The organism is Pseudomonas sp. BF-B-15 (assembly GCF_019946675.1).
Taxonomy (GTDB): Bacteria; Pseudomonadota; Gammaproteobacteria; order Pseudomonadales; family Pseudomonadaceae; genus Aquipseudomonas; species Aquipseudomonas migulae.
Genome location: NZ_JAGYFZ010000003.1, coordinates 12705 through 38028, shown reverse-complemented (window position 1 = coordinate 38028; position 25324 = coordinate 12705). Strand labels below are relative to the sequence as shown.

Annotated in this window: 23 protein-coding genes; 10 read left to right on the top strand and 13 right to left on the bottom strand. The window is 59.4% G+C overall.

The genetic code is table 11. The features are described 5' to 3' along the window. The first annotated feature begins 19 nt into the window (after positions 1 to 19). The 3 genes from phoB to KGA97_RS01735 all read left to right on the top strand — a co-directional run bounded on the left by phoB (position 20) and on the right by KGA97_RS01735 (position 3541). Positions 20 to 709, top strand: a complete 690-nt coding sequence (gene phoB, locus KGA97_RS01745) for a phosphate regulon transcriptional regulator PhoB (protein WP_007896474.1) — start codon at positions 20 to 22, stop codon at positions 707 to 709. Between the two features lie 81 nt (positions 710 to 790). Then, positions 791 to 2077, top strand: coding sequence for a phosphate regulon sensor histidine kinase PhoR (gene phoR, locus KGA97_RS01740; RefSeq protein ID WP_219739792.1), 1287 nt, complete (start codon positions 791 to 793; stop codon positions 2075 to 2077). Positions 2078 to 2200: 123 nt separating this feature from the next. Then, positions 2201 to 3541 carry a hemolysin family protein gene (locus KGA97_RS01735; RefSeq protein WP_008030693.1) on the top strand — a complete coding sequence of 447 codons (1341 nt, stop codon included), beginning with the start codon at positions 2201 to 2203 and terminating at the stop codon, positions 3539 to 3541. A gap of 113 nt (positions 3542 to 3654) precedes the next feature. On the opposite strand, the gene KGA97_RS01730 is transcribed toward KGA97_RS01735, so the two are convergent. The 6 genes from KGA97_RS01730 to KGA97_RS01705 all read right to left on the bottom strand — a co-directional run bounded on the left by KGA97_RS01730 (position 3655) and on the right by KGA97_RS01705 (position 11677). Next, a complete protein-coding gene (locus KGA97_RS01730; protein ID WP_223434113.1) occupies positions 3655 to 4551 on the bottom strand; it encodes a peptidoglycan DD-metalloendopeptidase family protein in 897 nt (298 codons plus the stop codon). Between the two features lie 206 nt (positions 4552 to 4757). After that, positions 4758 to 5714 carry a response regulator gene (locus tag KGA97_RS01725; protein WP_008038130.1) on the bottom strand — a complete coding sequence of 319 codons (957 nt, stop codon included), beginning with the start codon at positions 5712 to 5714 and terminating at the stop codon, positions 4758 to 4760. 168 nt (positions 5715 to 5882) lie between these two features. After that, on the bottom strand, positions 5883 to 6644 hold the full coding sequence (gene phoU, locus KGA97_RS01720; protein WP_008030696.1) for a phosphate signaling complex protein PhoU: 762 nt from the start codon (positions 6642 to 6644) through the stop codon (positions 5883 to 5885). Positions 6645 to 6715: 71 nt separating this feature from the next. Next, entirely contained in the window at positions 6716 to 7549 is an 834-nt protein-coding gene (gene pstB, locus KGA97_RS01715) for a phosphate ABC transporter ATP-binding protein PstB (protein WP_008030698.1), read from the bottom strand. Between the two features lie 159 nt (positions 7550 to 7708). After that, positions 7709 to 9379 (bottom strand): phosphate ABC transporter permease PstA, encoded by a 1671-nt coding sequence (gene pstA / locus KGA97_RS01710; RefSeq protein ID WP_008030699.1) that lies wholly within the window; start codon positions 9377 to 9379, stop codon positions 7709 to 7711. Between the two features lie 15 nt (positions 9380 to 9394). Continuing rightward, a complete protein-coding gene (locus tag KGA97_RS01705) occupies positions 9395 to 11677 on the bottom strand; it encodes an ABC transporter permease subunit (protein WP_008030700.1) in 2283 nt (760 codons plus the stop codon). Between the two features lie 44 nt (positions 11678 to 11721). On the opposite strand from KGA97_RS01705, the gene KGA97_RS01700 reads away from it, so the two are divergent. Beyond that, positions 11722 to 11868 (top strand): hypothetical protein, encoded by a 147-nt coding sequence (locus tag KGA97_RS01700; protein WP_157222763.1) that lies wholly within the window; start codon positions 11722 to 11724, stop codon positions 11866 to 11868. 62 nt (positions 11869 to 11930) lie between these two features. Here KGA97_RS01700 and KGA97_RS01695 read toward each other — a convergent pair whose 3' ends face one another. Together KGA97_RS01695 and KGA97_RS01690 are read right to left on the bottom strand one after the other, a co-directional pair. Next, entirely contained in the window at positions 11931 to 12932 is a 1002-nt protein-coding gene (locus KGA97_RS01695) for a phosphate ABC transporter substrate-binding protein PstS (protein ID WP_008038131.1), read from the bottom strand. 232 nt (positions 12933 to 13164) lie between these two features. Continuing rightward, a complete protein-coding gene (locus KGA97_RS01690; RefSeq protein ID WP_223450079.1) occupies positions 13165 to 14463 on the bottom strand; it encodes an MFS transporter in 1299 nt (432 codons plus the stop codon). Between the two features lie 361 nt (positions 14464 to 14824). On the opposite strand from KGA97_RS01690, the gene KGA97_RS01685 reads away from it, so the two are divergent. Both KGA97_RS01685 and KGA97_RS01680 read left to right on the top strand, forming a co-directional pair. Next, positions 14825 to 15229, top strand: a complete 405-nt coding sequence (locus tag KGA97_RS01685) for an acyl-CoA thioesterase (RefSeq protein ID WP_007896491.1) — start codon at positions 14825 to 14827, stop codon at positions 15227 to 15229. A 57-nt stretch (positions 15230 to 15286) separates the two neighbouring features. Continuing rightward, positions 15287 to 16186 (top strand): D-hexose-6-phosphate mutarotase, encoded by a 900-nt coding sequence (locus KGA97_RS01680; protein ID WP_223480110.1) that lies wholly within the window; start codon positions 15287 to 15289, stop codon positions 16184 to 16186. A 120-nt stretch (positions 16187 to 16306) separates the two neighbouring features. Here KGA97_RS01680 and KGA97_RS01675 read toward each other — a convergent pair whose 3' ends face one another. The 4 genes from KGA97_RS01675 to purE all read right to left on the bottom strand — a co-directional run bounded on the left by KGA97_RS01675 (position 16307) and on the right by purE (position 18872). Next, on the bottom strand, positions 16307 to 16843 hold the full coding sequence (locus tag KGA97_RS01675; RefSeq protein WP_223480109.1) for a DUF3299 domain-containing protein: 537 nt from the start codon (positions 16841 to 16843) through the stop codon (positions 16307 to 16309). Between the two features lie 87 nt (positions 16844 to 16930). Beyond that, a complete protein-coding gene (locus KGA97_RS01670) occupies positions 16931 to 17176 on the bottom strand; it encodes a GlsB/YeaQ/YmgE family stress response membrane protein (protein WP_008030708.1) in 246 nt (81 codons plus the stop codon). Between the two features lie 110 nt (positions 17177 to 17286). Further along, on the bottom strand, positions 17287 to 18369 hold the full coding sequence (locus KGA97_RS01665; protein ID WP_008030711.1) for a 5-(carboxyamino)imidazole ribonucleotide synthase: 1083 nt from the start codon (positions 18367 to 18369) through the stop codon (positions 17287 to 17289). An 11-nt stretch (positions 18370 to 18380) separates the two neighbouring features. Beyond that, a complete protein-coding gene (gene purE, locus KGA97_RS01660) occupies positions 18381 to 18872 on the bottom strand; it encodes a 5-(carboxyamino)imidazole ribonucleotide mutase (protein ID WP_008030713.1) in 492 nt (163 codons plus the stop codon). A 389-nt stretch (positions 18873 to 19261) separates the two neighbouring features. Here purE and KGA97_RS01655 point away from each other — a divergent pair, with 389 nt between their 5' ends. Then, the gene (locus KGA97_RS01655) at positions 19262 to 19981 is read left to right on the top strand and encodes a zinc-dependent metalloprotease (RefSeq protein WP_223480108.1); all 720 of its coding nucleotides are present in this window, start codon (positions 19262 to 19264) and stop codon (positions 19979 to 19981) included. Positions 19982 to 20121: 140 nt separating this feature from the next. Beyond that, a complete protein-coding gene (locus KGA97_RS01650; protein WP_223480107.1) occupies positions 20122 to 20718 on the top strand; it encodes a zinc-dependent metalloprotease in 597 nt (198 codons plus the stop codon). 55 nt (positions 20719 to 20773) lie between these two features. Here the strand turns inward: KGA97_RS01650 and KGA97_RS01645 are convergent, their stop codons facing one another. Next, positions 20774 to 21685, bottom strand: coding sequence for a LysR substrate-binding domain-containing protein (locus tag KGA97_RS01645; RefSeq protein ID WP_223480106.1), 912 nt, complete (start codon positions 21683 to 21685; stop codon positions 20774 to 20776). A 180-nt stretch (positions 21686 to 21865) separates the two neighbouring features. Between KGA97_RS01645 and aspA the strand changes: the two genes are divergently transcribed. After that, a complete protein-coding gene (gene aspA, locus KGA97_RS01640; RefSeq protein WP_008030715.1) occupies positions 21866 to 23290 on the top strand; it encodes an aspartate ammonia-lyase in 1425 nt (474 codons plus the stop codon). A 501-nt stretch (positions 23291 to 23791) separates the two neighbouring features. Continuing rightward, positions 23792 to 25243 (top strand): alanine/glycine:cation symporter family protein, encoded by a 1452-nt coding sequence (locus KGA97_RS01635; RefSeq protein ID WP_192228179.1) that lies wholly within the window; start codon positions 23792 to 23794, stop codon positions 25241 to 25243. Positions 25244 to 25324: the final 81 nt, after the last annotated feature.

The following is a 25324-nucleotide window of genomic DNA, read 5'->3' as shown; positions in this document are numbered from 1 at the left end:
TGACAAGAGGATTAAAGGCATGGTTGGCAGGAGCATTCTGATCGTCGACGACGAAGCGCCCATTCGCGAAATGATCGCCGTTGCGTTGGAAATGGCCGGCTATGACTGCCTGGAGGCCGAAAATTCGCAGCAGGCCCACGCGATCATCGTCGACCGCAAACCGGACCTGATCCTGCTCGACTGGATGCTGCCCGGCACCTCCGGCATCGAACTGGCCCGCCGCCTCAAGCGCGATGAGCTGACCGGGGACATCCCGATCATCATGCTCACCGCCAAGGGCGAAGAGGACAACAAGATCCAGGGCCTGGAAGTCGGCGCCGACGACTACATCACCAAACCGTTTTCCCCTCGTGAGCTGGTTGCGCGCCTCAAAGCCGTGCTGCGCCGCGCCGGCCCTACCGATGGCGAGGCACCGATTGAAGTCGGCGGCCTGCTGCTGGACCCGATCAGCCACCGCGTGACCATCGACGGCAAACCCGCCGAGATGGGCCCGACCGAATACCGCTTGCTGCAATTCTTCATGACCCACCAGGAACGCGCCTACACCCGTGGTCAGTTGCTGGATCAGGTGTGGGGCGGCAATGTGTATGTCGAGGAGCGCACCGTCGACGTGCACATCCGTCGCCTGCGCAAAGCCCTCGGTGATGCCTATGAAAATCTGGTACAAACCGTGCGCGGCACCGGCTACCGGTTTTCCACCAAAGCCTGATTCAGCCCTTTCCCGCCCGACAAGCTGACAAGGACGCGCGTTCAAGTGAACCAAAACTGGCATGGCACCCTGATTCGCCACATGCTGCTACTGGTCACCGCCTGCCTGGTGATCGGCCTGATTACCGGCTACTACGGCTGGAGCCTCGCTGCGGGCCTGGGCCTTTACCTGGCCTGGACCCTCAAGCAATTGCTGCGTCTGCACGAGTGGCTGCGCCTGCACAAACCCGATGAAGCGCCGCCCGATGGCTATGGCCTGTGGGGCGAAGTGTTCGACAGCATCTATCACCTGCAACGCCGCGACCAACGCGTGCGCGGACGCCTGCAAGCGGTGATCGACCGGGTCCAGGAATCCACCGCCGCGTTGAAAGACGCGGTGATCATGCTCGACACCGACGGCAACCTCGAATGGTGGAACCGCGCCGCGGAAACCCTGCTCGGTCTCAAGACGCCGCAGGACAGCGGCCAGCCGGTGACCAACCTGGTGCGCCACCCGCGCTTCAAGGAATACTTCGAGCAGGACAGCTACGCCGAGCCGCTGGAAATCCCTTCGCCGATCAATGATCGACTGCGCATTCAGCTGTACATCACCCGTTACGGCAACAACGAACACTTGATGCTGGTGCGCGACGTGACACGCATCCATCAGCTGGAACAGATGCGCAAAGACTTTATCGCCAACGTTTCCCACGAACTGCGCACGCCGCTGACGGTGATCTGCGGGTATCTGGAAACCCTGCTCGACAACGTCGATGACGTGAACCCGCGCTGGACCCGTGCCCTGCAGCAAATGCAGCAGCAAGGCGGGCGCATGCAGACGTTGCTCAACGACTTGCTGCTGCTGGCCAAACTGGAAGCCACCGATTACCCGTCGGACAACCAGCCCGTGGCCATCGATGGCTTGCTGCAATCGATCAAGGGCGACGCCCAGCAACTGTCCGGGCAGAAAAACCAGCGCATCACCCTGGAAGCCGATCCGACGATTCTGCTCAAGGGCAGCGAAGCCGAATTGCGCAGTGCGTTTTCCAACCTGGTGTTCAACGCGGTGAAATACACCCCGGCCGAAGGCAATATCCGCATACGCTGGTGGGGCGACGAGCAAGGCGCGCACCTGAGCGTGCAGGATTCCGGCATCGGTATCGACAGCAAACACCTGCCGCGCCTGACCGAACGGTTCTACCGCGTCGATTCCAGCCGCAACTCCAACACCGGCGGCACCGGGCTTGGGCTGGCAATCGTCAAACATGTGCTGCTGCGCCACCGCGCACGGATGGAAATCAGCAGCGTGCCGGGGCACGGCAGTACGTTTACCTGCCATTTCGCGCCCGCCCAGGTCACCAAATCCCGAGTCATCAGCACGGCCGACTGATACCGGCCAGCATTCGCCACTAGGCAAGCACCCGGTCAGCCGCTACATTGGCTGACTTGTGCCTGCCCTTCAGGCACCGCATTGACCCCCTTTTCGAATACACGGAACCCGCAAAACTCCATCATGGACCCTTCCCCTGGCTTGACCCTCGCAACACTCTTTGCCGACTTCGGCATGATTCTTTTTGCTCTGATCCTGGTGTTGCTCAACGGATTTTTCGTTGCGGCGGAATTTGCCATGGTCAAACTGCGCTCGACCCGGGTCGAGGCCATCGCTGATAAAAACGGCTGGCGCGGGCACATCCTGCGCACCGTTCACAGTCAGCTCGATGCCTACCTGTCGGCCTGCCAATTGGGTATCACCCTCGCCTCCCTCGGCCTTGGCTGGGTCGGTGAACCGGCGTTCGCGCACATCCTCGAACCGCTGCTGGAAGCCGTCGGCGTGCAGTCGGCCGAAGTGATCAAGGCCGTGTCGTTCTTCGCCGCCTTCTTTGTCATCTCGTACCTGCACATCGTGGTGGGTGAACTGGCGCCGAAATCCTGGGCCATCCGCAAACCCGAATTGCTGTCGCTGTGGACCGCCGTGCCGCTGTACTTGTTCTATTGGGCGATGTACCCGGCGATTTACCTGCTCAACGCCAGCGCCAACACCATCCTGCGCATTGCTGGCCAGGGTGAACCCGGCCCCCATCACGAGCACCATTACAGCCGCGAAGAACTGAAACTGATCCTGCACTCCAGCCGTGGCCAGGACCCGAGCGACCAAGGCATGCGCGTATTGGCCTCGGCGGTGGAAATGGGCGAGCTGGAAGTGGTCGACTGGGCCAACTCCCGCGAAGACCTGGTGACGCTGGAGTTCAATGCACCGCTCAAGGAAATCCTGGCGATGTTCCGTCGCCACAAGTTCAGCCGTTATCCGGTGTACGACAGCGATCGCCAGGAGTTCGTCGGCCTGCTGCACATCAAGGACCTGCTGCTGGAACTGGCCGCGCTGGACCACATTCCCGAGTCGTTCAACCTGGCTGAGCTGACCCGACCGCTGGAACGCGTGTCGCGCCACATGCCGCTGTCGCAGTTGCTGGAACAGTTCCGCAAAGGCGGCTCGCACTTCGCACTGGTCGAAGAGGCCGATGGCAATGTCATCGGCTACCTGACCATGGAAGACGTGCTGGAAGTGCTGGTCGGCGACATTCAGGACGAACACCGCAAGGCTGAGCGCGGGATTCTCGCGTACCAGCCGGGCAAGTTGCTGGTTCGCGGCGATACGCCGTTGTTCAAGGTCGAACGTCTGCTGGGCATTGACCTGGACCACGTCGAAGCCGAAACCCTCGCCGGGCTGGTATATGAATCCCTGAAACGGGTGCCGGAGGAGGAAGAGGTGCTGGAAGTTGAAGGTTTGCGGATCATCATCAAGAAGATGAAAGGGCCGAAGATTATTTTGGCCAAGGTGTTGATGCTGGATTGATCGGCTGATCCGGAACCGCATCGATCCCATCGCGAGCAGGCTCGCTCCCACAGGGAAACGCATTCCAATGTGGGAGCGAGCCTGCTCGCGAAAGCGTCAGTCCGGACTACAAATCATTGCTTGCCGAGCGCAAAGTTCGGCAGGTTGCCCACCGGTTGATTGAACTGGTACGGAATCGACACCAGCCCCATCCCGGTATTGCGCTGCACCACGAAATGCAGGTGCGGCCCGCTGCTGTTGCCGGTGTTGCCCGACAGCGCCAGCGGACTGCCCACCGACACCCGCTGCCCCTCGCGAACACTCACCGAACCTCGCTTGAGGTGCAAGTACACGCCCATCGTCCCGTCATCGTGCAGCACCCGCACGAAATTGCCTGACGGATCGTTGCCGCGCCCGGTCTGGGCGTTCTCGGTTTTCACCACTACCCCGCCCCGCGCAGCAATGATCGGCGTGCCCTCAGGCATCGCGATATCCATCGCGTAGCGGTTCTTCGGGCCGAAGTGGCTGTATTGGCCATTGGCGCCCTGACTCAACCGAAACGGTCCACCGCGCCAGGGGAACGGGTATCGATAGGCCATGGCGGCCCCTGAGGGATCACCCAGGAAGTATTCAAATCTGGGGGTGTACGCGAGCGGCCTTTCAGCCCGCGTCGCCGTGAGCAGCGCCAAGCGAATGCTGCTGCGCGCCGGCATGACCCGGCGAATCGGTCGGCTCGGCGCACCGCTGACGTTCTGCAGCCCGGCAAAGCTCAACTCGATCTGTACCGGCGCATACAGGTCGTTGCGCACGTACACGCTGTCCACGCCTTTTTTCTTGGTGATGACGAGGTACACCTGACGCTCAAGGTGCTCGACCATGCGATCACGAAAAGTGAACACCTTGGCGCCTTTCGTGGGGCGGTCGCTGTAGGAGACCACGCCATTGGCATCGGTGGATTTGTAGATGGTCATGGCCATGGCCGTAGAGGACGCCATGAACAGACCACAGCAAAACAGCAGGCGCGCGAGCATGGGCAGGATTCTGTCGAGTAAGGCCTGGGGATGAGCCTAGCAGCTGCAATGGACCCGGGTAGTCGGCAGATGTTTCAAAATGGGCTGTTGCGCAGATGTGCGGTGTATGTGATGGCCCCATCGCTAGCAGGCTAGCTCCCACAGGGAAATGCATTCCAATGTGGGAGCTAGCCTGCTAGCGATGGCGGACTGTCAGGCGACGAAGGTTATGCGCCTGGAACGAAATGCTTCTGCGCCGTACCACGTGCTATCAAACGGGAGATGTAATCCAGTTTCTGCGCATCCTGGTCAACAAAGCGGAACGTCAGTTGCAGCCATTCGCTGTCGGGTTTCTGCTCGTGGGCGACGATGGCGTGCAGGTAACCGTTCAGGCGGGCGACTTCAGCGTTGTCGCCCTGCTCCAGATCGAGCACGGCGCTGTCGAGCACTTGCGGCAGGGCTTCGCTGCGTTTGACCACCAGCAGCGCTTCCTTGAGGCTCAACGCCTTGATCACGCATTGCTGAATGCCATTGGGCAGGCGCAATTGGCCTTGGCCACGACCACCGGTAGGTGCTGCAGACGCCGCCGGTGCTTTTACCGGCGGGCTGTTGAGCAGGCCACGGGACGGGGCAGCCGCCGCGGGTGCTGGCGCTGGTGCAGCGGCGGCAGGTCGGGCAATCGGTGCAGCAGCAGGTGCAACGCTGGCCATGGCAGGCTTGCCGCCGGTCAACGCGCTCAAGGAATCATTGCCGAACGCCGAGTTCATTTTGGTCGGTGCGCTGTTCATCAAGGTGTCGAGCTTGCCGACCTTGTTCAGCGCCTGCTTGACCTTGGTCAGCAGTTGTTCGTTGGTGAACGGCTTGCTGACGTAGCCGGATACACCGGCCTGAATCGCCTGGACAACGTTCTCTTTGTCGCCACGGCTGGTCACCATGACAAAGGGCATGGTCTTTAGATTGTCCTGCTCGCGGCACCAGGTCAGCAGTTCCAGGCCGGACATTTCCGGCATTTCCCAGTCGCACAGGACCAGATCGAACGCTTCCCGCGCCAGCAAGGCCTGAGCCTTCTTGCCGTTGACCGCGTCTTCGATCCGGATCCCCGGGAAGTAGTTGCGCAGGCACTTCTTCACCAGGTCACGAATGAACGACGCATCATCCACGACCAATACACTGACCTTACTCATCCATCACCCCTTTAAAAAATCCCGGCAAGCATACCGCTTTACTGATGGCGCATCGCCATAAACCTTCAGTCACGCCGGGACTTTTCGTTCGCGGGTGCTGCATTCAAATTCACAAACCCGTAAACAAAAACGCCCGGCCAAAAGGCCGGGCGCTTTACTTGGGCAATCTTACTTATCGTCAACTTTGCCCGGAACATTAGCGGTTTCACCACTTGTGCCTTCAACTTCTTCTTTCATGCGCTTGAGGCCCAAGTGACGCACGTCGGTGCCGCGCACCAGATAAATCACCAGCTCGGAAATATTGCGCGCGTGGTCGCCGATGCGCTCCAGCGAACGCAGCACCCAGATGATGCTCAAGACCCGCGAGATAGAGCGTGGGTCTTCCATCATGTAGGTGGCGAGCTCACGCAGGGCGGTCTTGTATTCGCGGTCGATGATCTTGTCGTACTGCGCCACCGACAACGCCAGGTCGGCGTCGAAACGGGCAAACGCGTCCAGTGCATCGCGAACCATGTTGCGCACCTGGTCGCCGATGTGGCGCACCTCGACGTAACCGCGTGGGGCTTCGCCTTCTTCACACAACTGGATGGCGCGACGGGCGATCTTGGTTGCTTCGTCACCGATGCGCTCAAGGTCGATCACCGACTTGGAGATGCTGATGATCAGACGCAAGTCGGACGCGGCCGGCTGACGACGGGCCAGAATGCGCAGGCATTCTTCGTCGATGTTGCGCTCCATCTGGTTGATCTGGTCGTCGATCTCGCGCACTTGCTGGGCCAGGCCGGAGTCGGCCTCGATCAGCGCAGTGACCGCGTCGTTGACCTGTTTCTCGACCAGCCCGCCCATGGCCAGGAGGTGGCTGCGCACTTCCTCGAGCTCAGCGTTGAACTGCTGGGAGATGTGATGGGTAAGGCCTTCTTTGCTAATCATGTTGGCGTCCTTGGAGCGTCCGGTAAGGTGCGGTGGACCGCAGCGTCAGTTCAGTGAGCAACAACAGCTTCCTAGCCGTAGCGACCAGTGATGTAGTCTTCGGTCTGCTTCTTCGCCGGATTGGTGAACAAGGTGTCGGTGTCGCCGAATTCCACCAGTTTGCCCATGTACATGAACGCCGTGTAGTCGGAAACCCGCGCGGCCTGTTGCATGTTGTGGGTCACGATGACGATGGTGAATTTCGATTTCAGTTCGTAGATCAGCTCTTCGACTTTCAGCGTCGAGATCGGGTCGAGTGCCGAGCACGGTTCGTCGAGCAGCAGCACTTCCGGCTCCACGGCGATGGTGCGCGCGATCACCAGACGTTGTTGCTGACCACCGGACAGGCCGAGTGCCGACTCATGCAGACGGTCTTTGACTTCGTCCCACAGCGCCGCGCCTTTCAACGCCCACTCGACGGCTTCGTCGAGGACGCGCTTTTTGTTGATGCCCTGGATGCGCAGGCCGTAAACCACGTTTTCGTAAATGGTTTTCGGGAACGGGTTCGGCTTCTGGAACACCATGCCGACGCGACGACGCAGCTCGGCCACGTCTTCGCCCTTGCGGTAGATGTTGTTGCCGTAGAGGTTGATTTCACCTTCTACGCGGCAGCCGTCAACCAGATCGTTCATGCGGTTGAAGGTGCGCAGCAGCGTGGACTTGCCGCAGCCGGACGGGCCGATGAAGGCGGTCACGCGCTGTTTCGGGATGTTCATGCTGACGTCGTACAGCGCTTGTTTGTCGCCGTAGAACAGGCTCAGGCCCGGCACTTCAATGGCCACGGTTTCCTGCGCAAGGCTCAGGCTCTGTTTGTCGCGGCCCAGGGCAGACATGTTGATGCCGTGGGTATGTGTTTCGTGCTGCATGGGAAGCTCCCTGTGCTGACAAATTCGGTTCGGTTGTCCGCTGGCCTCACATAATGGGCCAGCGGTGTTGCCGTCCTGTAGGAGCGAGGCTTGCCCGCGAAGGCGTCCTTGAAATCGCCTTCGCCGGCAAGCCTGGCTCCTACAGGGAGCGGCGCTAAATCAGCTATCCAGCGCTTTGTATTTCTCGCGCAGGTGGTTACGGATATAAACGGCCGACAGGTTCAATGTCGCGATCACCAGCACCAGCAGCAACGCTGTGGCGTACACCAGCGGTCGTGCGGCTTCGACGTTCGGGCTCTGGAAGCCGACGTCATAAATATGGAAGCCCAAGTGCATGATCTTCTGGTCAAGGTGCAGGTACGGGTAGTTGCCATCCAGCGGCAGCGACGGCGCCAGTTTCACCACACCCACCAGCATCAGCGGCGCCACTTCACCGGCGGCGCGAGCCACGGCGAGGATCATGCCGGTCATCATTGCCGGGCTGGCCATCGGCAGCACGATCTTCCACAGGGTTTCCGCCTTGGTCGCGCCGAGGGCCAACGAGCCTTCACGCACGGTGCGAGGAATCCGCGCCAGGCCTTCTTCGGTGGCCACGATCACCACCGGCACCGCCAGCAGCGCCAGGGTCAACGAAGCCCAGAGCAGACCCGGCGTACCGAAGGTCGGTGCCGGCAGCGCTTCAGGGAAGAACAACCGGTCGACCGAGCCGCCCAGCACGTAAACGAAGAAGCCCAGACCGAACACGCCATAAACGATCGCCGGAACGCCCGCCAGGTTGTTCACGGCGATGCGGATAATCCGCGTCAGCGTGTTCTGCTTGGCGTATTCACGCAGGTAAACCGCCGCCAGTACGCCGAACGGAGTCACGATCATTGCCATGATCAGGGTCATCATCACGGTGCCGAAGATGGCCGGGAAAATCCCGCCTTCGGTGTTCGCTTCACGCGGGTCGTCGCTGAGGAATTCCCAGACCTTGCTGAAGTAGAAACCGATCTTGGTCATCGTACCCATGGCGTTCGGCTGATAGGCGTGAACCACTTTGCCGATGCCGATTTCAATCTCTTTGCCGTTGGCATCGCGGGCCGTCAGGCTATCGCGATTGAACTGGGCGTGCAGGTCGTTCAGGCGTGCTTCGATGTCCTGATAACGTGCGTTCAGCTCGGCGCGCTCGGATTCCATGTCCGCTTGCGCGGTGGCATCGAGCTTGCCGGCCAGTTCAAGTTTGCGACCGTGCAGACGGATGCGTTCGAGGCCTGAGTTGATCGCGCCGATGTCGACTTTTTCCAGGGTCTTGAGCTGAGAGGCGAGCTGGTTGACGCGGGCAACACGGGCCTGCAACTCAGGCCACGCGGCTTCGCCTTCAGCGATGACCTTGCCGTCCTGCTTGACGTTGACCAGGTAGCCGTAGAAATTGCCCCACTCGCGACGCTCGATGGCCATCAGCTCAGGCGGCGTCTTCTGGTTGGTCAGCCACTCGCCGACGATCCAGGTGAAGTCGTTGCCATTCAAGTCGCGGTTGCCGACCTTGATCAGCTCGCGGGTCATGAACTCCGGGCCTTCGTCAGGCACTGGCAGCCCGGCGCTTTTCAGGCGCGCGCGCGGCACTTCTTCTTTCTGTACCACTTCGCCGATGACCAGGTGATTGGCCTGGCCCGGCACGTCGTAGCTGGCGTGAATCAAATCAGCCGGCCAGAAGTGACCCAGACCGCGCACGGCAATCACCGCCAGCAGGCCAATGGTCATGATGACCGCGATGGACACCGCGCCACCGCTGATCCAGACGCCGGGGGCGCCGCTCTTGAACCATCCATTCAGGGAGTTCTGTTTCACAGACTTCTACCTTTCTTAAAGCGACGAGTATTTCTTGCGCAGACGCTGACGAATCAGTTCTGCGAGGGTGTTCATGACGAAGGTGAACAACAGCAGCACCAGCGCCGAGAGGAACAGCACGCGGTAGTGGCTGCCGCCGACTTCCGATTCGGGCATTTCCACCGCGACGTTGGCCGCCAGGGTGCGCAGACCTTCGAACAGGTTCATTTCCATGACCGGGGTGTTACCGGTGGCCATCAGCACGATCATGGTTTCACCGACCGCGCGGCCCATGCCGATCATCAGCGCCGAGAAGATGCCCGGGCTGGCGGTGAGGATCACCACGCGAGTCATGGTCTGCCACGGCGTGGCACCGAGGGCCAGGGAACCGAGGGTCAGGCCACGCGGCACGCTGAACACGGCGTCTTCGGCGATGGAGTAGATGTTCGGGATCACCGCGAAGCCCATGGCCAGACCGACCACCAGTGCGTTGCGCTGGTCGTAGGTGATGCCCAGGTCATGGGAGATCCACATGCGCATGTCGCCGCCGAAGAACCAGTTCTCCATGAACGGGCTCATGTACAGGGAGAGCCAGCCCACGAACAGGATCACCGGAATCAGAATCGCGCTTTCCCAACCGTCCGGCACTTTCAGGCGGATCGATTCAGGCAGGCGGCTGAAGACGAAGCCGGCCACCAGAATGCCGATCGGCAAGAGCATCAGCAGGCTGAAGATGCCCGGTAAATGTCCTTCTACATACGGTGCGAGGAACAGACCGGCGAAGAAACCGAGGATCACCGTCGGCATCGCTTCCATCAGCTCGATCACCGGCTTGACCTTGCGGCGCATGCCCGGGGCCATGAAGTACGCGGTATAGATCGCCGCAGCGACGGCCAGTGGCGCGGCCAGCAGCATGGCGTAGAACGCGGCTTTCAGGGTGCCGAAGGTCAGCGGAGACAAGCTCAGCTTCGGTTCGAAATCGGTGTTGGCGGCGGTCGATTGCCAGACGTATTTAGGCTCGTCGTAGTTCTCGTACCAGACCTTGCTCCACAGCGCGCTCCACGACACTTCCGGGTGCGGGTTGTCGAGCAGCAGCGGTTGAATCTTGCCACCGGCTTCCACGATCACGCGGTTGGCCCGTGGCGACAGACCGAACAGGCCCTGGCCTTCCACGACCTGGTCCACCAGCAAGGTGCGGTGCGCGGTGCTGTGGAATACGCCGAGCTTGCCGGATGCGTCGAGGGCGATGAAGCCTTTGCGACGCTCTTCGGCAGTGATTTCAACGATTGGCGTGGTGCCCATCTGGAAGGTGCGGATCTGCTTCAGGCGCAGTTCGCCATCCGGGTCGCGAGCCATGAACCACTGGGCCAGGCCACCTTTGGAGTCGCCGAGGATCAGTGAGATACCGCCCACCAGTTGGGTGCTGGCGGTGATCTCGGCTTCGCCGTTTTCGAGCAGCTTGTAGCGACCGTTGAGGCTCTTGTCGCGCAGGCTGAACACGTCGGCTTGCGCACGACCGTTAATCACATACAGCCACTGCTGGCGCGGGTCGACGAAGATGTTCTTCACCGGCTCGGTCATCTGCGGCAGATCGATGCGTTTCTGCTCGTTGGTGATTTCGCCGGTCATCATGTTCTCTTCGCTGGTCAGCGACAGAACATTGAGTTGCGAACCGGTGGAACCGACCAGCATCAGGGTCGAATCGGTGGCGTTGAGGCTGACGTGCTCCAGCGCACCGCCCGCCTCGTTCAGCGCAATCGGGGTTTCGCCGTACGGATATTCGACGGCCGGCGAGATGGTCTTCTTGCCGTCCGGGTAGCTGACTTTATAGGTGTGACGGAACACCAGCGCCTGGCCATTGGAGAAGCCCACCGCCACCAATGGATGGCCCGGTTGGTCTTCGCCGATGGAGGTCACGGTAGCGCCGGCCGGAACCGGCAGATCGACGCGCTTGAGTTCGGCGCCACTGTCGATGTCGAAAAACAGTGCCTGCCCTTTGTCGGAAACCCGCATGGCGACCTGGTTCTGCTCTTCCAGGGAGATCATCAGCGGCTTGCCGGCGTCCTGCATCCAGGCGGGCGTGATGGATTCCTTGGCGGTCAGGTCGGCACCCTGGAACAGGGGCAGGACGACGTAGGCAAGGAAGAAGAAGATCAGCGTGATCGCGCCGAGAACGGCAAGGCCGCCAACGAGGACGTACCAGCGGGTCAGGCGATCTTTGAGCGCGCGGATGCGGCGCTTGCGTTGCAACTCAGGCGTATTGAAATCAATTCGCTTGGGGGGATTTGTAGTCATGGTGGAATTGGCCAGATCATTCATGCGCACACCCTAGCGATCCTGTATGACAGAAAGATGACAATGCAGTGACGCAACAAATCCGCCGCCAGCGGGAACTGGCAGTGGATCAAAAATTTGGGGAGGCCGGGCTGCCGGAAATGGCAACCCTGAGCCTTGTAGGAGCGAGGCTTGCCCGCGAATGGGTCGTCACATTCAGTATCAATGTCGACTGACCCACCGCGTTCGCGAGCAAGCTTTGCTCCTACAGGTCCGGGATCAACCCGGACCTAGGGTTTTACTTTTTTGCGACTTCAGCGCCGCCTTCTTGCAGACCCAGGTCAGCCAGTGCTTTTGCAGCAACCTTGGCCGGCAGTGGGATGTAGCCGTCTTTCACTACAACTTCCTGGCCCTGTTTGGACAGAACCAGTTTCACGAACTCGGCTTCCAGCGGGGCCAGAGGCTTGTTCGGGGCTTTGTTGACGTAAACGTAGAGGAAGCGCGACAGCGGGTATTTGCCGTTCAGGGCGTTTTCTTCGGTGTCTTCGATGAAGTCCTGGCTGCCTTTCTTGGCCAGGGCCACAGTCTTCACGCTAGCGGTTTTGTAGCCGATGCCCGAGTAACCGATGCCGTTCAGCGAGGAGCTGATCGACTGCACGACCGAAGCCGAACCTGGTTGTTCGTTGACGTTTGGCTTGTAGTCGCCTTTGCACAGGGCTTCTTCTTTGAAGTAGCCGTAGGTGCCGGATACCGAGTTACGACCGAACAGTTGAACCGGCTTGTTGGCCAGGTCGCCGGTCACACCCAGGTCACCCCAGGTTTTCACGTCGGTTTTAGCGCCGCACAGACGAGTGGACGAGAAGATCGCGTCGACTTGCTCCATGGTCAGGTGCTGGATCGGGTTGTCTTTGTGAACGAAGACAGCCAAGGCGTCCACGGCAACCGGGATAGCGGTTGGCTTGTAGCCGTACTTCTGCTCGAAGGCAGCCAGTTCGGTGTCCTTCATCTTGCGGCTCATCGGGCCCAGGTTGGAGGTGCCTTCAGTCAGCGCAGGTGGCGCAGTGGCGGAGCCAGCGGCCTGAATCTGGATGTTTACGTTCGGGTATTCTTTTTTGTAGTTCTCAGCCCACAGGGTCATGAGGTTGGCCAGGGTATCGGAGCCGACGCTGGACAGGTTGCCCGACACACCAGTGGTCTTGGTGTAGCTCGGGATAGCAGGGTCAACAGCGGCGAACGCGTTGGCAGTCGCAACGCCAGCAGCGACAAAAGTCATTGCCGCCATCAAACGCTTCAGTTTCATGCCTTACTCCTAGCAGATAGGGTGTGTTAGTCGGGGCCAAGTATCAGCAGGCCGTGTGAACACTCTATGGCTGAAATATGACAATTGGATGAAAGGCCAGTATTCGAGTTTTTACCGGATAATTCATGCGCCCCAAATCGCTAGCAGGCTAGCTCCCACATTGGAATGCATTTCAATGTGGGAGCTAGCCTGCTAGCGATTTGGGCCGGTACAGCTACAGACAATTTCGGGATCAGCGCCCCTTCTTCCAGAGATACGCACCCACCAAAATTCCGACCCCGCACAGAACCGCGACGTAATACGCCGGGCCCATCGGGCTTTCCTTGAGCAGCAGGCTGACGATCATCGGCGTCAGGCCACCGAAAATGGCGTAAGCCACGTTGTAAGAGAACGACAGGCCGCTGAAGCGCACCACCGGCGGGAATGCCTTGACCATGACATACGGAACTGCACCGATGGTGCCCACCAGCAGGCCAGTCAAGGCGTACATCGGGAACAGCCAGTCAGGATGCTCCGCCAGGCTGTGGTAGAAGGTCCAGGAGCTGGCCAGCAAGGCGGCACAGCCGAACACGAACACTCGGCCCGCGCCGAAACGATCCGCGAGGGCGCCGGCAATGATGCAACCAATGCTCAGGAACACGATCGCCACGCTGTTGGACTGCAGGGCGGTGGTGGGCGAGAAGTGGTGGACCGTCTGCAACACCGTCGGGGTCATCAAAATCAACACCACGATGGCGGCGGACAGCAACCAGGTCAGCAGCATGGAAATCGCGATCGCGCCACGATGGTCGCGCAATACGGCACGCAACGGCACTTCCTCGGCCAGGGCCTTGCGCAGTTGCAGCTCAGCGAAAACAGGGGTTTCGTGCAGCCAGCGGCGCAGGTAAACCGAGAACAGGCCAAACACGCCACCGAGCAGGAACGGGATCCGCCAGGCGTAATCGGACACTTCCACCGGGGTGTAAATGCTGTTGATCGCGGTGGCGACCAGCGACCCCAAAAGGATCCCCGCCGTCAGACCGCTCGTCAGGGTGCCGCAGGCGTAGCCGATATGCCGCTGCGGCACGTGTTCGGAAACGAAGACCCATGCGCCGGGCACTTCACCGCCAATCGCTGCGCCCTGAATCACGCGCATCAGCAGCAACAGGATCGGTGCCCACATGCCGATCTGCGCGTACGTCGGCAGCAAACCCATGATCAGGGTCGGCACCGCCATCATGAAAATACTCAGGGTGAACATCTTCTTGCGACCCAGCAGGTCGCCGAAGTGCGCCATCACAATGCCGCCCAGCGGACGCGCCAGGTAACCGGCGGCGAAGATGCCGAAGGTCTGCATCAGGCGCAGCCACTCGGGCATGTCGGCCGGGAAGAACAGCTTGCCGACCACCGTGGCGAAAAACACGAAGATGATGAAGTCGTAGAACTCCAGCGCACCGCCAAGGGCGGACAGCGATAAAGTCTTGTAGTCATTGCGGGTCAACGGACGTGCGGGCTGGGTCGGCTGCGCGATGCTCGAGGGCGCTGTGGTCATGGCAAGGCTTCTCTTATAGTCGGATCTGCAACCTCAACAACGCTGGCGGAGGCTTGGGCAGGTCCGGCACGATAGCAAATTGTTCGAAAAAGCACATAGAGGTGCGTATTTGACGGTCAAAATGAGAACCGGACGGTCGTCTCGGAGTCTACCGACCGATATACTCGGGATATTGCAACAGTTTGAAAGGGTTGCTGTGCGAAGACGCTGCTGGCCTACCAGTCGATTTCGCAGAGTTTCCCTTTAGGCGCCTTACGAAAAACGTGACGAACGTAGTATGTTCGGGGCTGAATCGTTTTTTCTGAGACGGCTATTCACCTGAAGTACCAATGAAGAGTCACGGGTCAGAGGCACCCCCGGAATGATAGAGCTCGAACAAGAAGATCCAATCCCGCAAGGCGACCTGGCCCTGCAAATCACCGCGCTTCCGCGTGAAACCAACGGTTTCGGCGATATTTTCGGCGGCTGGCTGGTGGCGCAGATGGATTTGGCCGGCACCGCAATGGCCAGCAAAGTCGCGGGCGGACGCGTGGCGACCGTGGCGATCGACCGTATGGCGTTCCTGGTTCCAGTGGCGGTGGGCGCTCAGCTCTCCTTCTATACCCAGGCACTGGAAATCGGCCGCAGCTCGATTCAGATGATGGTCGAGGTCTGGAGCGACGATCCACTGTCCAGCGAGTGGCGTAAAGTGACTGAAGCCGTGTTTGTGTTCGTGGCCATCGACGGCAGCGGTCGCACCCGTTCGGTTCCGCCACGCGCACGTTAAACACGGCGAGCGTTTTGCGGTCCATTGCAGTCATTGTTCCTGATCGAGAATTGCCCCATGAGCACGCCCAACGTTGAAGCCGTGAAGCTGGATGAACTGAACTGCTGGCGCATCCGCCACGGTCAGGCCGAATTGCTGGTCGCCCAGCAAGGTGCGCACATCCTCAGTTATCAATTGGCCGGCCAACCGCCGCTGATCTGGCTCAACGATGAGGCCGTGTTCAAGACCGGCAAGAACATCCGCGCCGGCGTGCCGGTGTGCTGGCCGTGGTTCGGCAACCTTGCGCGCAACCCGCAAAGCGTTCAGGCGATGCGCGTCAGCAACGAACCGCCGAGCGCCCACGGTTTTGTACGGGCGATGGACTGGGAACTGGGCGGCATCGAAACCGAAGGTGAAAGCCTGAAGGTTGAGTTCGTCCTGCCCTACCCCGATGGCGGCTTCCCCGGCTGGCCGCATCAGGTGGATTTGAAGTTGAGCATTCGTCTGGATGAGCAACTGCACATCAGCCTGACCAGCCACAACCAGGGCTCGGAAAAAGTCACGATCAGCCAGGCGCTGCACAGCTATTTCGCGGTCAGCGATGTGCGCAATGTGCATGTTGATGGGCTGGATGGCTTGAAGTACATCGAGACGCTGGAAGACTGGAAAACCAAGACTCAGACCGGCGACCTGCGTTTTGCCGGCGAGACCGATCGCATCTACCTCAATACCCCGGCGAAGCTGAGCATTGTCGACCCGGCCTGGGAACGGCGTATCGAGCTGACCAGCAGTGGTTCGCGCTCGGCGGTGATCTGGAACCCGTGGATTGATCGCGCAGCGGCGTTCAGCGACATGGCTGATGATGGCTGGCAACGGATGCTGTGCATCGAGACGGCGAATGTGATGGATGATGTGGTGACGCTGGCGCCGGGTGCGAGCCATACCCTCGGCGTAAGCATCGCCAGCACACCGCTATAAGCAACACCGCAAAACCAAATGTGGGAGCGAGCCTGCTCGCGAATGCGTCGTGTCAGACACCATTGATGTTAACTGACACACCGCTTTCGCGAGCAGGCTCGCTCCCACAGTTTTGACCGCCTACAGATCCGATTCCTTCACCACCCGCACTTGCGCCGCATCGAGCGCATACGCCGCATCAGCCAGGTCGTTGTTGACCTTCTCGATCTTCAACGTGCCGGTCACCCACAGCGGCGTGTAGATATCATTGAGCTTCAACCCTTTCGGATAACGCACCAGCACCAACTGGTTAGGCGGCGGTGGCGGCACGTGGATGCAGGCGCCCGGATACGGCACGAGGAAGAACAGCGTGCTGTGGCCCTTGGCGTCGGACTCCAGCGGCACCGGATAACCACCGATGCGGATGTTCTTGTCGTTCATCGACGCCACGGTCTTGGTCGAGTACATCACCGCCGGCAAGCCCTTGCTCTGCTTCATGCCACCCTTTTCGGTAAAGGTGCCATTGGCTTCGGGGGAGTTGTGATCGATTTCGGGCATGGCCTCGAGGGCTTTCTGGTCCGACTTGGGCATCAGTTCGAGCCAGTCGGTTTCCGGCAGTTCGCCGGCATGGGCAAGGCCCGAACCCAGTAAAAGGACAGTCAACAGAAGACGGCGCATGGAGGTGCTCGGTAAAGGAAGGACGATAAGTCGCCGAGCATTCTAGCCCTCCCGGACTGCGCAGCCGAGAGGACTTTGTCGCCTGAATCAGTTCTTTTTGATCAAGCCGTAGATCACCAGCAACACCACGGCGCCGACCAGCGCACCGATGAAGCCCGCGCCTTGGCCGGCCTGGTAGATGCCCAGGGCCTGACCGCCGTAAGTGGCCGCCAGCGAACCGCCGATACCGAGCAGGATGGTCATGATCCAGCCCATGCTGTCATCGCCCGGTTTCAGGAACCGCGCCAGCAGGCCAACGATCAAGCCGATAAAGATGGTTCCGATAATTCCCATGGCATTTCCCTCTGATTGGATGGCTATGCCAAAGCCTAGTCAGACTTTGGCATCCTGCCATGAGAGAACGGCGGCCCCTGAATGGTTCCGCCGCTGCCACATGAAACTATTTATTCGGCGATGAGGGCTTCGACCTTGAGGATCTGTGCCGCCAGCGTCTCGCGGTCCGCGCAACGCAGGTTGGCGTGACCGACCTTGCGGCCGACCTTGAACGCCTTGCCGTAGTGATGCAGATGGCAATCGGCGATGGCCAGGACCTTTTCGGTGTCCGGCACTTTACCGATGAAGTTGAGCATCGCGCTCTCGCCGACCTTGGCGGTCGAACCCAACGGCAGGCCGGCTACGGCGCGCAGGTGGTTTTCGAACTGGCTGCATTCGGCGCCTTCAGTGGTCCAGTGCCCGGAGTTGTGCACGCGCGGGGCGATCTCGTTGGCCTTGAGGCCACCGTCGACTTCAAAGAACTCGAACGCCATCACGCCAACGTAGTTCAACTGCTTGAGCACACGGCTGGAGTAGTCTTCGGCCAAGGCTTGCAGCGGGTGGTCGGTGCTGGCCACGGACAGCTTGAGGATGCCGCTGTCGTGGGTGTTGTGAACCAGCGGGTAGAACTTCGTTTCGCCATCGCGGGCGCGCACGGCGATCAGCGACACTTCACCGGTGAACGGCACGAAGCCTTCCAGCAGGCAGGCAACGCTGCCCAGTTCAGCGAAGGTGCCGACCACGTCTTCAGCGGTGCGCAGGACTTTCTGGCCCTTGCCGTCGTAACCCAGGGTGCGGGTTTTCAGCACGGCCGGCAGACCGATGGAGGCCACGGCGGCGTCCAGATCGGCTTGCGACTGGATGTCGGCGAACGCCGGGGTCGGAATCCCCAGGTCCTTGAACATGCTCTTCTCGAACCAGCGGTCACGAGCGATGCGCAGGGCTTCGGCGCTCGGGTAGACCGGAACGAATTGCGACAGGAACGCCACGGTTTCAGCCGGGACGCTCTCGAACTCGAAGGTCACCAGATCGACTTCATCGGCCAGTTGGCGCAGGTGATCCTGATCGCCGTAATCGGCCCGCAGGTGTTCGCCCAACGCGGCTGCGCAAGCATCCGGCGCGGGGTCCAGGAAAGCGAAGTTCATGCCCAGCGGAGTGCCCGCCAGCGCCAACATGCGACCCAACTGGCCGCCACCGATTACACCGATCTTCATCGTCAACAACCTCAGGCGATGCGTGGGTCTGGATTGTCCAGGACGCTGTCTGTCTGCTCAGCGCGGAAAGTCTTCAGCACTTCGTGGAACTGCGGGTGCTTGGCGCCGAGGATGCTCGCCGACAGCAGCGCGGCGTTGATCGCGCCGGCCTTGCCGATGGCCAAAGTGGCAACCGGAATGCCTGCTGGCATTTGCACGATAGACAGCAGCGAATCGACGCCCGAGAGCATCGCCGACTGCACCGGCACGCCCAGCACCGGCAGGTGGGTCTTGGCCGCACACATGCCTGGCAAGTGGGCCGCGCCACCGGCACCGGCGATGATCACCTCGATGCCACGCGCCTCGGCCTCTTCGGCGTACTGGAACAGCAGGTCCGGGGTGCGGTGGGCAGAGACCACTTTCACCTCGTAAGGGATGCCGAGCTTTTCCAGCATATCGGCGGTGTGGCTAAGGGTGGACCAATCGGACTTGGAGCCCATGATCACGCCAACCAGTGCACTCATCGTCGTGCCTCTTCTCTCTGGGCGCCCGCAGGCGCGTCAAAAAACAACAAGCCACGCAAAATGCGTGGCTTGATTGTACGAAAAATGGCCGGACGAACCGGCCGAAGGCCGCGCAGTATACCTCAATGAAGCAGATAAACAGCCCCTCAAGCGACCATCTGTCATGGATCGTGAAAACGCCCACTTGTTGACTCAGGGGTTAAAAAATAAGCCGCTTCAGTATTCGCATCCACATAACTCAACAGTACTAGATATAACTATATTTTACTGAACGAAACTTACATAGCGACAAGCAAGAAATAAAAACAAGCAACTTTCAACTTGCCACCCCATCTAACAAGTTTTATTTTTCAATCTTAAGCAAATCACTAAAAACAAAGGAATGTAAGGTGAAAAAAGATCAAACAAGTACACGAGACAAGCGTTCGCTGATGGATGAAAACCCTGAGATCTCCAACAACCCTGTCCTCCTGATGGTGTATATACACAGCGACCTCGATGGGTACGACATCGATAAACTTAACAAAGACTATTTCTCCTGGGCGAGAACCGAGCTGCAGAACATATCCAATCGTAATATTGATATGATTCTAATTACCAAATCCACATCACCGGAAATGGCCAATTTTGACTACAAAAATGTAAGTTCTGCATACTCACTCCATCGCTGGAGTCAATTGGTTGACAAGACGTCTTTGAGGATACCGGCAGCACAATCATACCACCCAGAACTGATCAAACACCTTTTGTTAACCCGCGACCTAATTAACAGCAAAGTCGCCGGAATTGCTTATAACAAAGGTCAATTTGGAATTTCCTCGATCAATGACTACATGACACCCGCACACGAGATTGCGCACATGTTTGGTGCTACCCATGAAGATGCTGAAGTCATCTACAACCGCTGGCCGCACGCCCCAGTTATACCCACACTCGCTATTGGGCACTTGTTCGGTGCCGTCGACGAGGATACTGAAATCTTCTACAACGGCTGGTGGTACAACACAATTATGAATGATGGCAAAAATACTGCCTTTAAAGGCAATGCCTACCGCTTCAGTGACAAAAATAGAGAAAACATCCGTAAGTACCTCAGTCAATACGACTGAAATTTTCTAAAAAATGGGCGAAAGTCATTAGCATGGACTCCCATCCGGCTCACGAAGCAGGACCGGCGCCCTGCCTTCCAGCTAACAACCAGACTTTCTCAGCCAATTGCGTACGGAGAAGCTTTTAAAAGGATGTAAAAATGTCTTCAACTATTAACCCAACACAAAAAAACTCCATCACCATTATTGCCGTCGTTCATAACGACGTGCCGAAATCAAAAAGAGAAACCATTTACGCCGATCATTTCTATCCATTGGTCAAAGAACTGCAAAACTTCACTGAGCGTAAAGTCCACGTCGTCTTCGCCGGCGGCGAACCCTATACTCACTTTGATTACAAAGGCACTGATACGCTAAATACCCTGCGGCGATGGGAGTCGCTGGGCTTCAGGCTTCAAGATGAGATGAGGAAAGAAGGTTTAACCACCAACGTATTGACTAAAGTAATCCTGGTCACCAATGACCTGTTGGACGCCGGAATAGCGGGCGTGGCGCTTACATGGCCACCGACTAATGCCGGTATGTTTGCAATCGCCTCCCTGACCAGCTACATGAATGTCGGCCATGAAATCGGTCATTTGCTAGGTGCCAGGCATGAAGACTGGGAAGTCCAATTTAACGGTTGGTGGGCCGAAACGTATATGACGCCACAGCGAGAACTTGTCCGATCCATTTCTTACACGTTCAGCGCCGCCAACCGGAAGAACATCAATAACTATCTTTCTACCAAACCTTAACGGTTCAATCAGATACTTCAGAGGCGGTTGCATTAACGCCTCTGTCTGCTGCCGCTTAAAGGTTAGGGCTAGCCGCCCCGCCTTCCAACTTGCGCCACAACAATCGTACGTTGGCCTTGCGCACCAACGCGCAGCGATACAGGCGAATTTCCAGCGGCACATGCCATTGCGGGCCGCCGCAGACCACCAGCTCACCGCGGGCCAGTTCGGCACGCACACTCAGTTGCGGCACCCAGGCGATGCCCAGGCCTTCCAGCGCCATGCTTTTCAGGCTGTCGGCCATGGCGGTTTCATACACCGTGGTAAACCGCAACGCACGCTGGCGCAGCAAGCCGTTCACCGAACGCCCGAGAAAGGCGCCGGCGCTGTAGGCGAGCAACGGAACACTGGCTTCGCCTTCCAGATCGAACAGCGGCTTGCCGTCGGCATCTGCTGCGCACACCGGCAACATTTCCGTATGTCCCAGGTGCAGCGACGGGAAAATTTCCGGGTCCATCTGCATCGCGGCGTCCGGGTCGTAGAACGCCAGCATCAAGTCGCAACCGCCTTCGCGCAAGGCATGCACCGCGTCGCCAACGTTGGTCGCCACCAGTCGCGTGGCGATGTTCAGCCCTTCATTGCGCAATTGCGCGATCCAGCGCGGAAAGAAACCCAAAGCCAAGGAGTGAGCGGCCGCGACTTGCATCACTTCGCCCTGCCCGCCTTCCAGGTGATGAAGGTGGCGCAGCACTTCGCCGAGCTGTTCGACCACGGTCCGCGCGGTGACGAGGAACAACTGCCCCGCCGCCGTCAGCTCGATCGGCGTGCGCGAACGATTGACCAGTTGCAGCCCCAGCGCGGCCTCAAGACTGCGGATCCGACGGCTGAACGCCGGCTGCGTCACGAAGCGGCGTTCGGCAGCCTGGGAGAAGCTGCGGGTGGCGGCCAGAGCACTAAAGTCCTCAAGCCATTTGCTTTCCAGATTCATCAAGTCCTCCCGGACACGCACCAAATTAGGTCACACGTTCGCCACAGACACGGCGTCACACGGGCATTATGCCGAATATGCATAGGCCAGTGTTTAACAGCATTGGCCGAAAATTCTCTACAAGCCTAGCATTTGCGGTGTTCCGGCACAGACCGGGTCCATATTGAGATGATTTCTATCATGTCCTCCGCTGCATCATTCCGCACAGAAAATGACCTGCTTGGCGCTCTCGAAGTACCGGCTCAAGCGTATTACGGTATCCAGACCCTGCGAGCGGTGAATAACTTCCGCCTTTCGGGCGTTCCGATTTCGCACTACCCGAAACTGGTTGTCGGCCTGGCCATGGTTAAACAGGCCGCTGCTGACGCCAACCGTGAGTTGGGTCACCTGAGCGAAGCCAAGCACGCTGCCATCAGCGAAGCCTGTGCACGTTTGATCCGCGGCGACTTCCACGAAGAGTTCGTGGTGGACATGATTCAAGGCGGCGCTGGCACTTCGACCAACATGAATGCCAACGAAGTCATCGCCAACATCGCGCTGGAGGCCATGGGTCACCAGAAAGGCGAATACCAGTACCTGCACCCGAACGACGACGTGAACATGGCGCAGTCGACCAACGACGCCTACCCGACCGCGATCCGCCTGGGTCTGCTGCTGGGTCACGACGCTCTGCTGGCCAGCCTCGACAGCCTGATTCAGGCATTCGCGGCCAAGGGTCAAGAATTCAACCACGTCCTGAAGATGGGTCGTACCCAGCTGCAAGACGCCGTGCCGATGACCCTGGGTCAAGAGTTCCGTGCTTTCGCCACCACGATGGGTGAAGACCTGGCCCGTCTGAAGACGCTGGCCCCGGAACTGCTGACCGAAGTCAACCTGGGCGGCACCGCGATCGGTACCGGCATCAACGCCGACCCGCGTTATCAGGCCCTGGCCGTACAGCGTCTGGCGCTGATCAGCGGTCAACCGCTGGTTCCAGCCGCCGACCTGATCGAAGCCACCTCCGACATGGGCGCCTTCGTGCTGTTCTCCGGCATGCTCAAGCGTACCGCGGTCAAGCTGTCGAAGATCTGCAACGACCTGCGCCTGCTGTCCAGCGGCCCACGCACCGGCATCAACGAGATCAACCTGCCGGCGCGTCAGCCAGGCAGCTCGATCATGCCAGGCAAGGTCAACCCGGTGATCCCGGAAGCCGTGAACCAGGTTGCGTTCCAGGTCATCGGTAACGATCTGGCGCTGACCATGGCAGCCGAAGGCGGCCAACTGCAGCTGAACGTGATGGAGCCGCTGATCGCTTTCAAGATCCTCGACTCGATCCGCCTGCTGCAACGCGCCATGGACATGCTGCGCGAGCACTGCATCGTCGGCATCACCGCCAACGAAGCGCGCTGCCGTGAACTGGTCGAACACTCGATCGGTCTGGTCACCGCACTGAACCCGTACATCGGCTACAAAAACGCCACCCGCATCGCCCGTATCGCCCTTGAAAGCGGCCGTGGCGTGCTGGAACTGGTGCGCGAAGAAGGCTTGCTCGACGAAGAAATGCTCGCCGACATCCTGCGCCCGGAAAACATGATTGCTCCGCGTCTGGTTCCGCTTAAAGCCTGAACCGACGCGTTACTTGTAGCACCGCTCACCAGGTCGAGGGACTAGACACCTCTCACCTTTTGAGGGCTTGGGGATTTACTCCCCAGGCCCTTTTTTTTAACTCTTTTGCAACAACCCAGAACCTGTGGGAGCGGGCTTGCCCGCGATGAACGACAACGCGGTTTACCTGAAAGACCGCAGCGTCTGCATCGCGAGCAAGCTTGCTCCTACAAGAGCCCGACGCCGGTAACGTCGGGTGTTTCAAAGGCTTCGCTTCACCGAATGCACCACAATCGTGCAGACGGACGGCACTGTCATCGGTATAGTGCCGCCCCTCTTCGCGTGAGCGGTCGTCGGTAACGAGGCCCAAACCCATGCGAAACCCGAACTAATAACAAACCCGCAATATGAAATCGGGACGAACCTTCGCCTCGCCTGTTGTGCCGTGCGCACAGCGGTGTAACGCGATGTTTCCGACCGTCCAGCATTTGCCTACACAAAAAAAACAGCGAGGAATAATCCATGCTCGAAGTCATTAACGACTTCCTCTCAGGGAAAGTACTGATCGTGCTCATTGTCGGGCTCGGTAGCTACTTCACGATCCGCTCGCGTTTCGTTCAATTGCGTCACTTCTTCCACATGTTCGCGGTGTTCCGCGACAGCCTCAAAAGCAGCGCCGGTCAACTCAGCTCCTTCCAGGCCCTGATGCTCAGCCTCGCCGGCCGCGTCGGTGCGGGCAACATCGCCGGTGTCGGCATTGCCGTAACCCTCGGCGGGCCAGGTGCGGTGTTCTGGATGTGGGTGACCGCGCTGGTCGGCATGTCCAGCAGCTTCTTCGAATGCTCCCTCGGCCAGCTCTACAAACGCGCCGACGCCGACGGCACTTACCGTGGCGGCCCGTCCTATTACATCCAGCACGGCCTGCAGAAACGCTGGTTGGGCATGATCATGGCGTTCCTGCTGCTGATCACCTTCGGGTTTGCCTTCAACGGCCTGCAATCCCACGCCGTGACTCACTCGCTGAACAACGCGTTCGGCTTCGACACCACCTGGACCGGTCTGGCCCTGGCGGTGTTGCTGGGCCTGGTGTTCATCGGCGGGATCAAGCGCATTGCCAAGGTCGCTGACCTGTTGGTGCCGGTGAAAACCCTGGTGTACATCGGCGTGACCATCTACGTGATCGTGCTGCAATTCGACCACGTACCGGCGATGCTGATGACCATCGTCAAAAGCGCGTTCGGTCTGGACCAGGCCTTCGGTGGCCTGATCGGCAGTGCCATCGTCATGGGCGTGAAGCGTGGCGTGTTCGCCAACGAAGCAGGCCTGGGCAGTGCACCGAACGTAGCGGCCGTGGCGTCGGTTGAACACCCGGTGTCACAAGGCGTGGTTCAGGCGTTCAGCGTGTTCCTCGATACCTTCGTGATCTGCACCTGCACCGCGCTGCTGATCCTGCTTTCGGGTTTCTACACCCCGGGCTTCGAAGGCGACGGCATTGCCCTGACCCAGAACTCTCTGGCCGCTGTGGTGGGTGACTGGGGCCGGATGTTCATCTCCGTGGCACTGGCGCTGTTCGTGTTCACCTCGATTCTCTACAACTACTACCTGGGCGAGAGCAACCTGCGCTTCCTGATCGGTGAAAACCGCAAGGCGCTGATCGGCTACCGCGCACTGGTACTGGTGTTGATTTTCTGGGGTGCGATCGAGAACCTCGGCACGGTGTTTGCGTTTGCCGACATCACCATGACTCTGCTCGCATTCGTGAACCTGATCGCGCTGTTCCTGCTGTTCAAGGTCGGCATGCGCATCCTGCGTGACTACGATGACCAGCGCGCTGCCGGCATCAAGACCCCAGTGTTCGATTCGAGCAAGTTCCCGGACCTGGACCTGGATCTGAACGCTTGGCCAGCCAACCCGCCAGCGGTTGCCACCAAGGCTGAAGCTGAAGCGCAAGGCGTACCCGCAGCGCAACGCTGATCGGTTAAAGTGCGAAAAACCCTGTAGGAGTGAGCCCGCTCGCGATGAGGGCGTGTCAGGCGACATTAATGCTGGCTGATA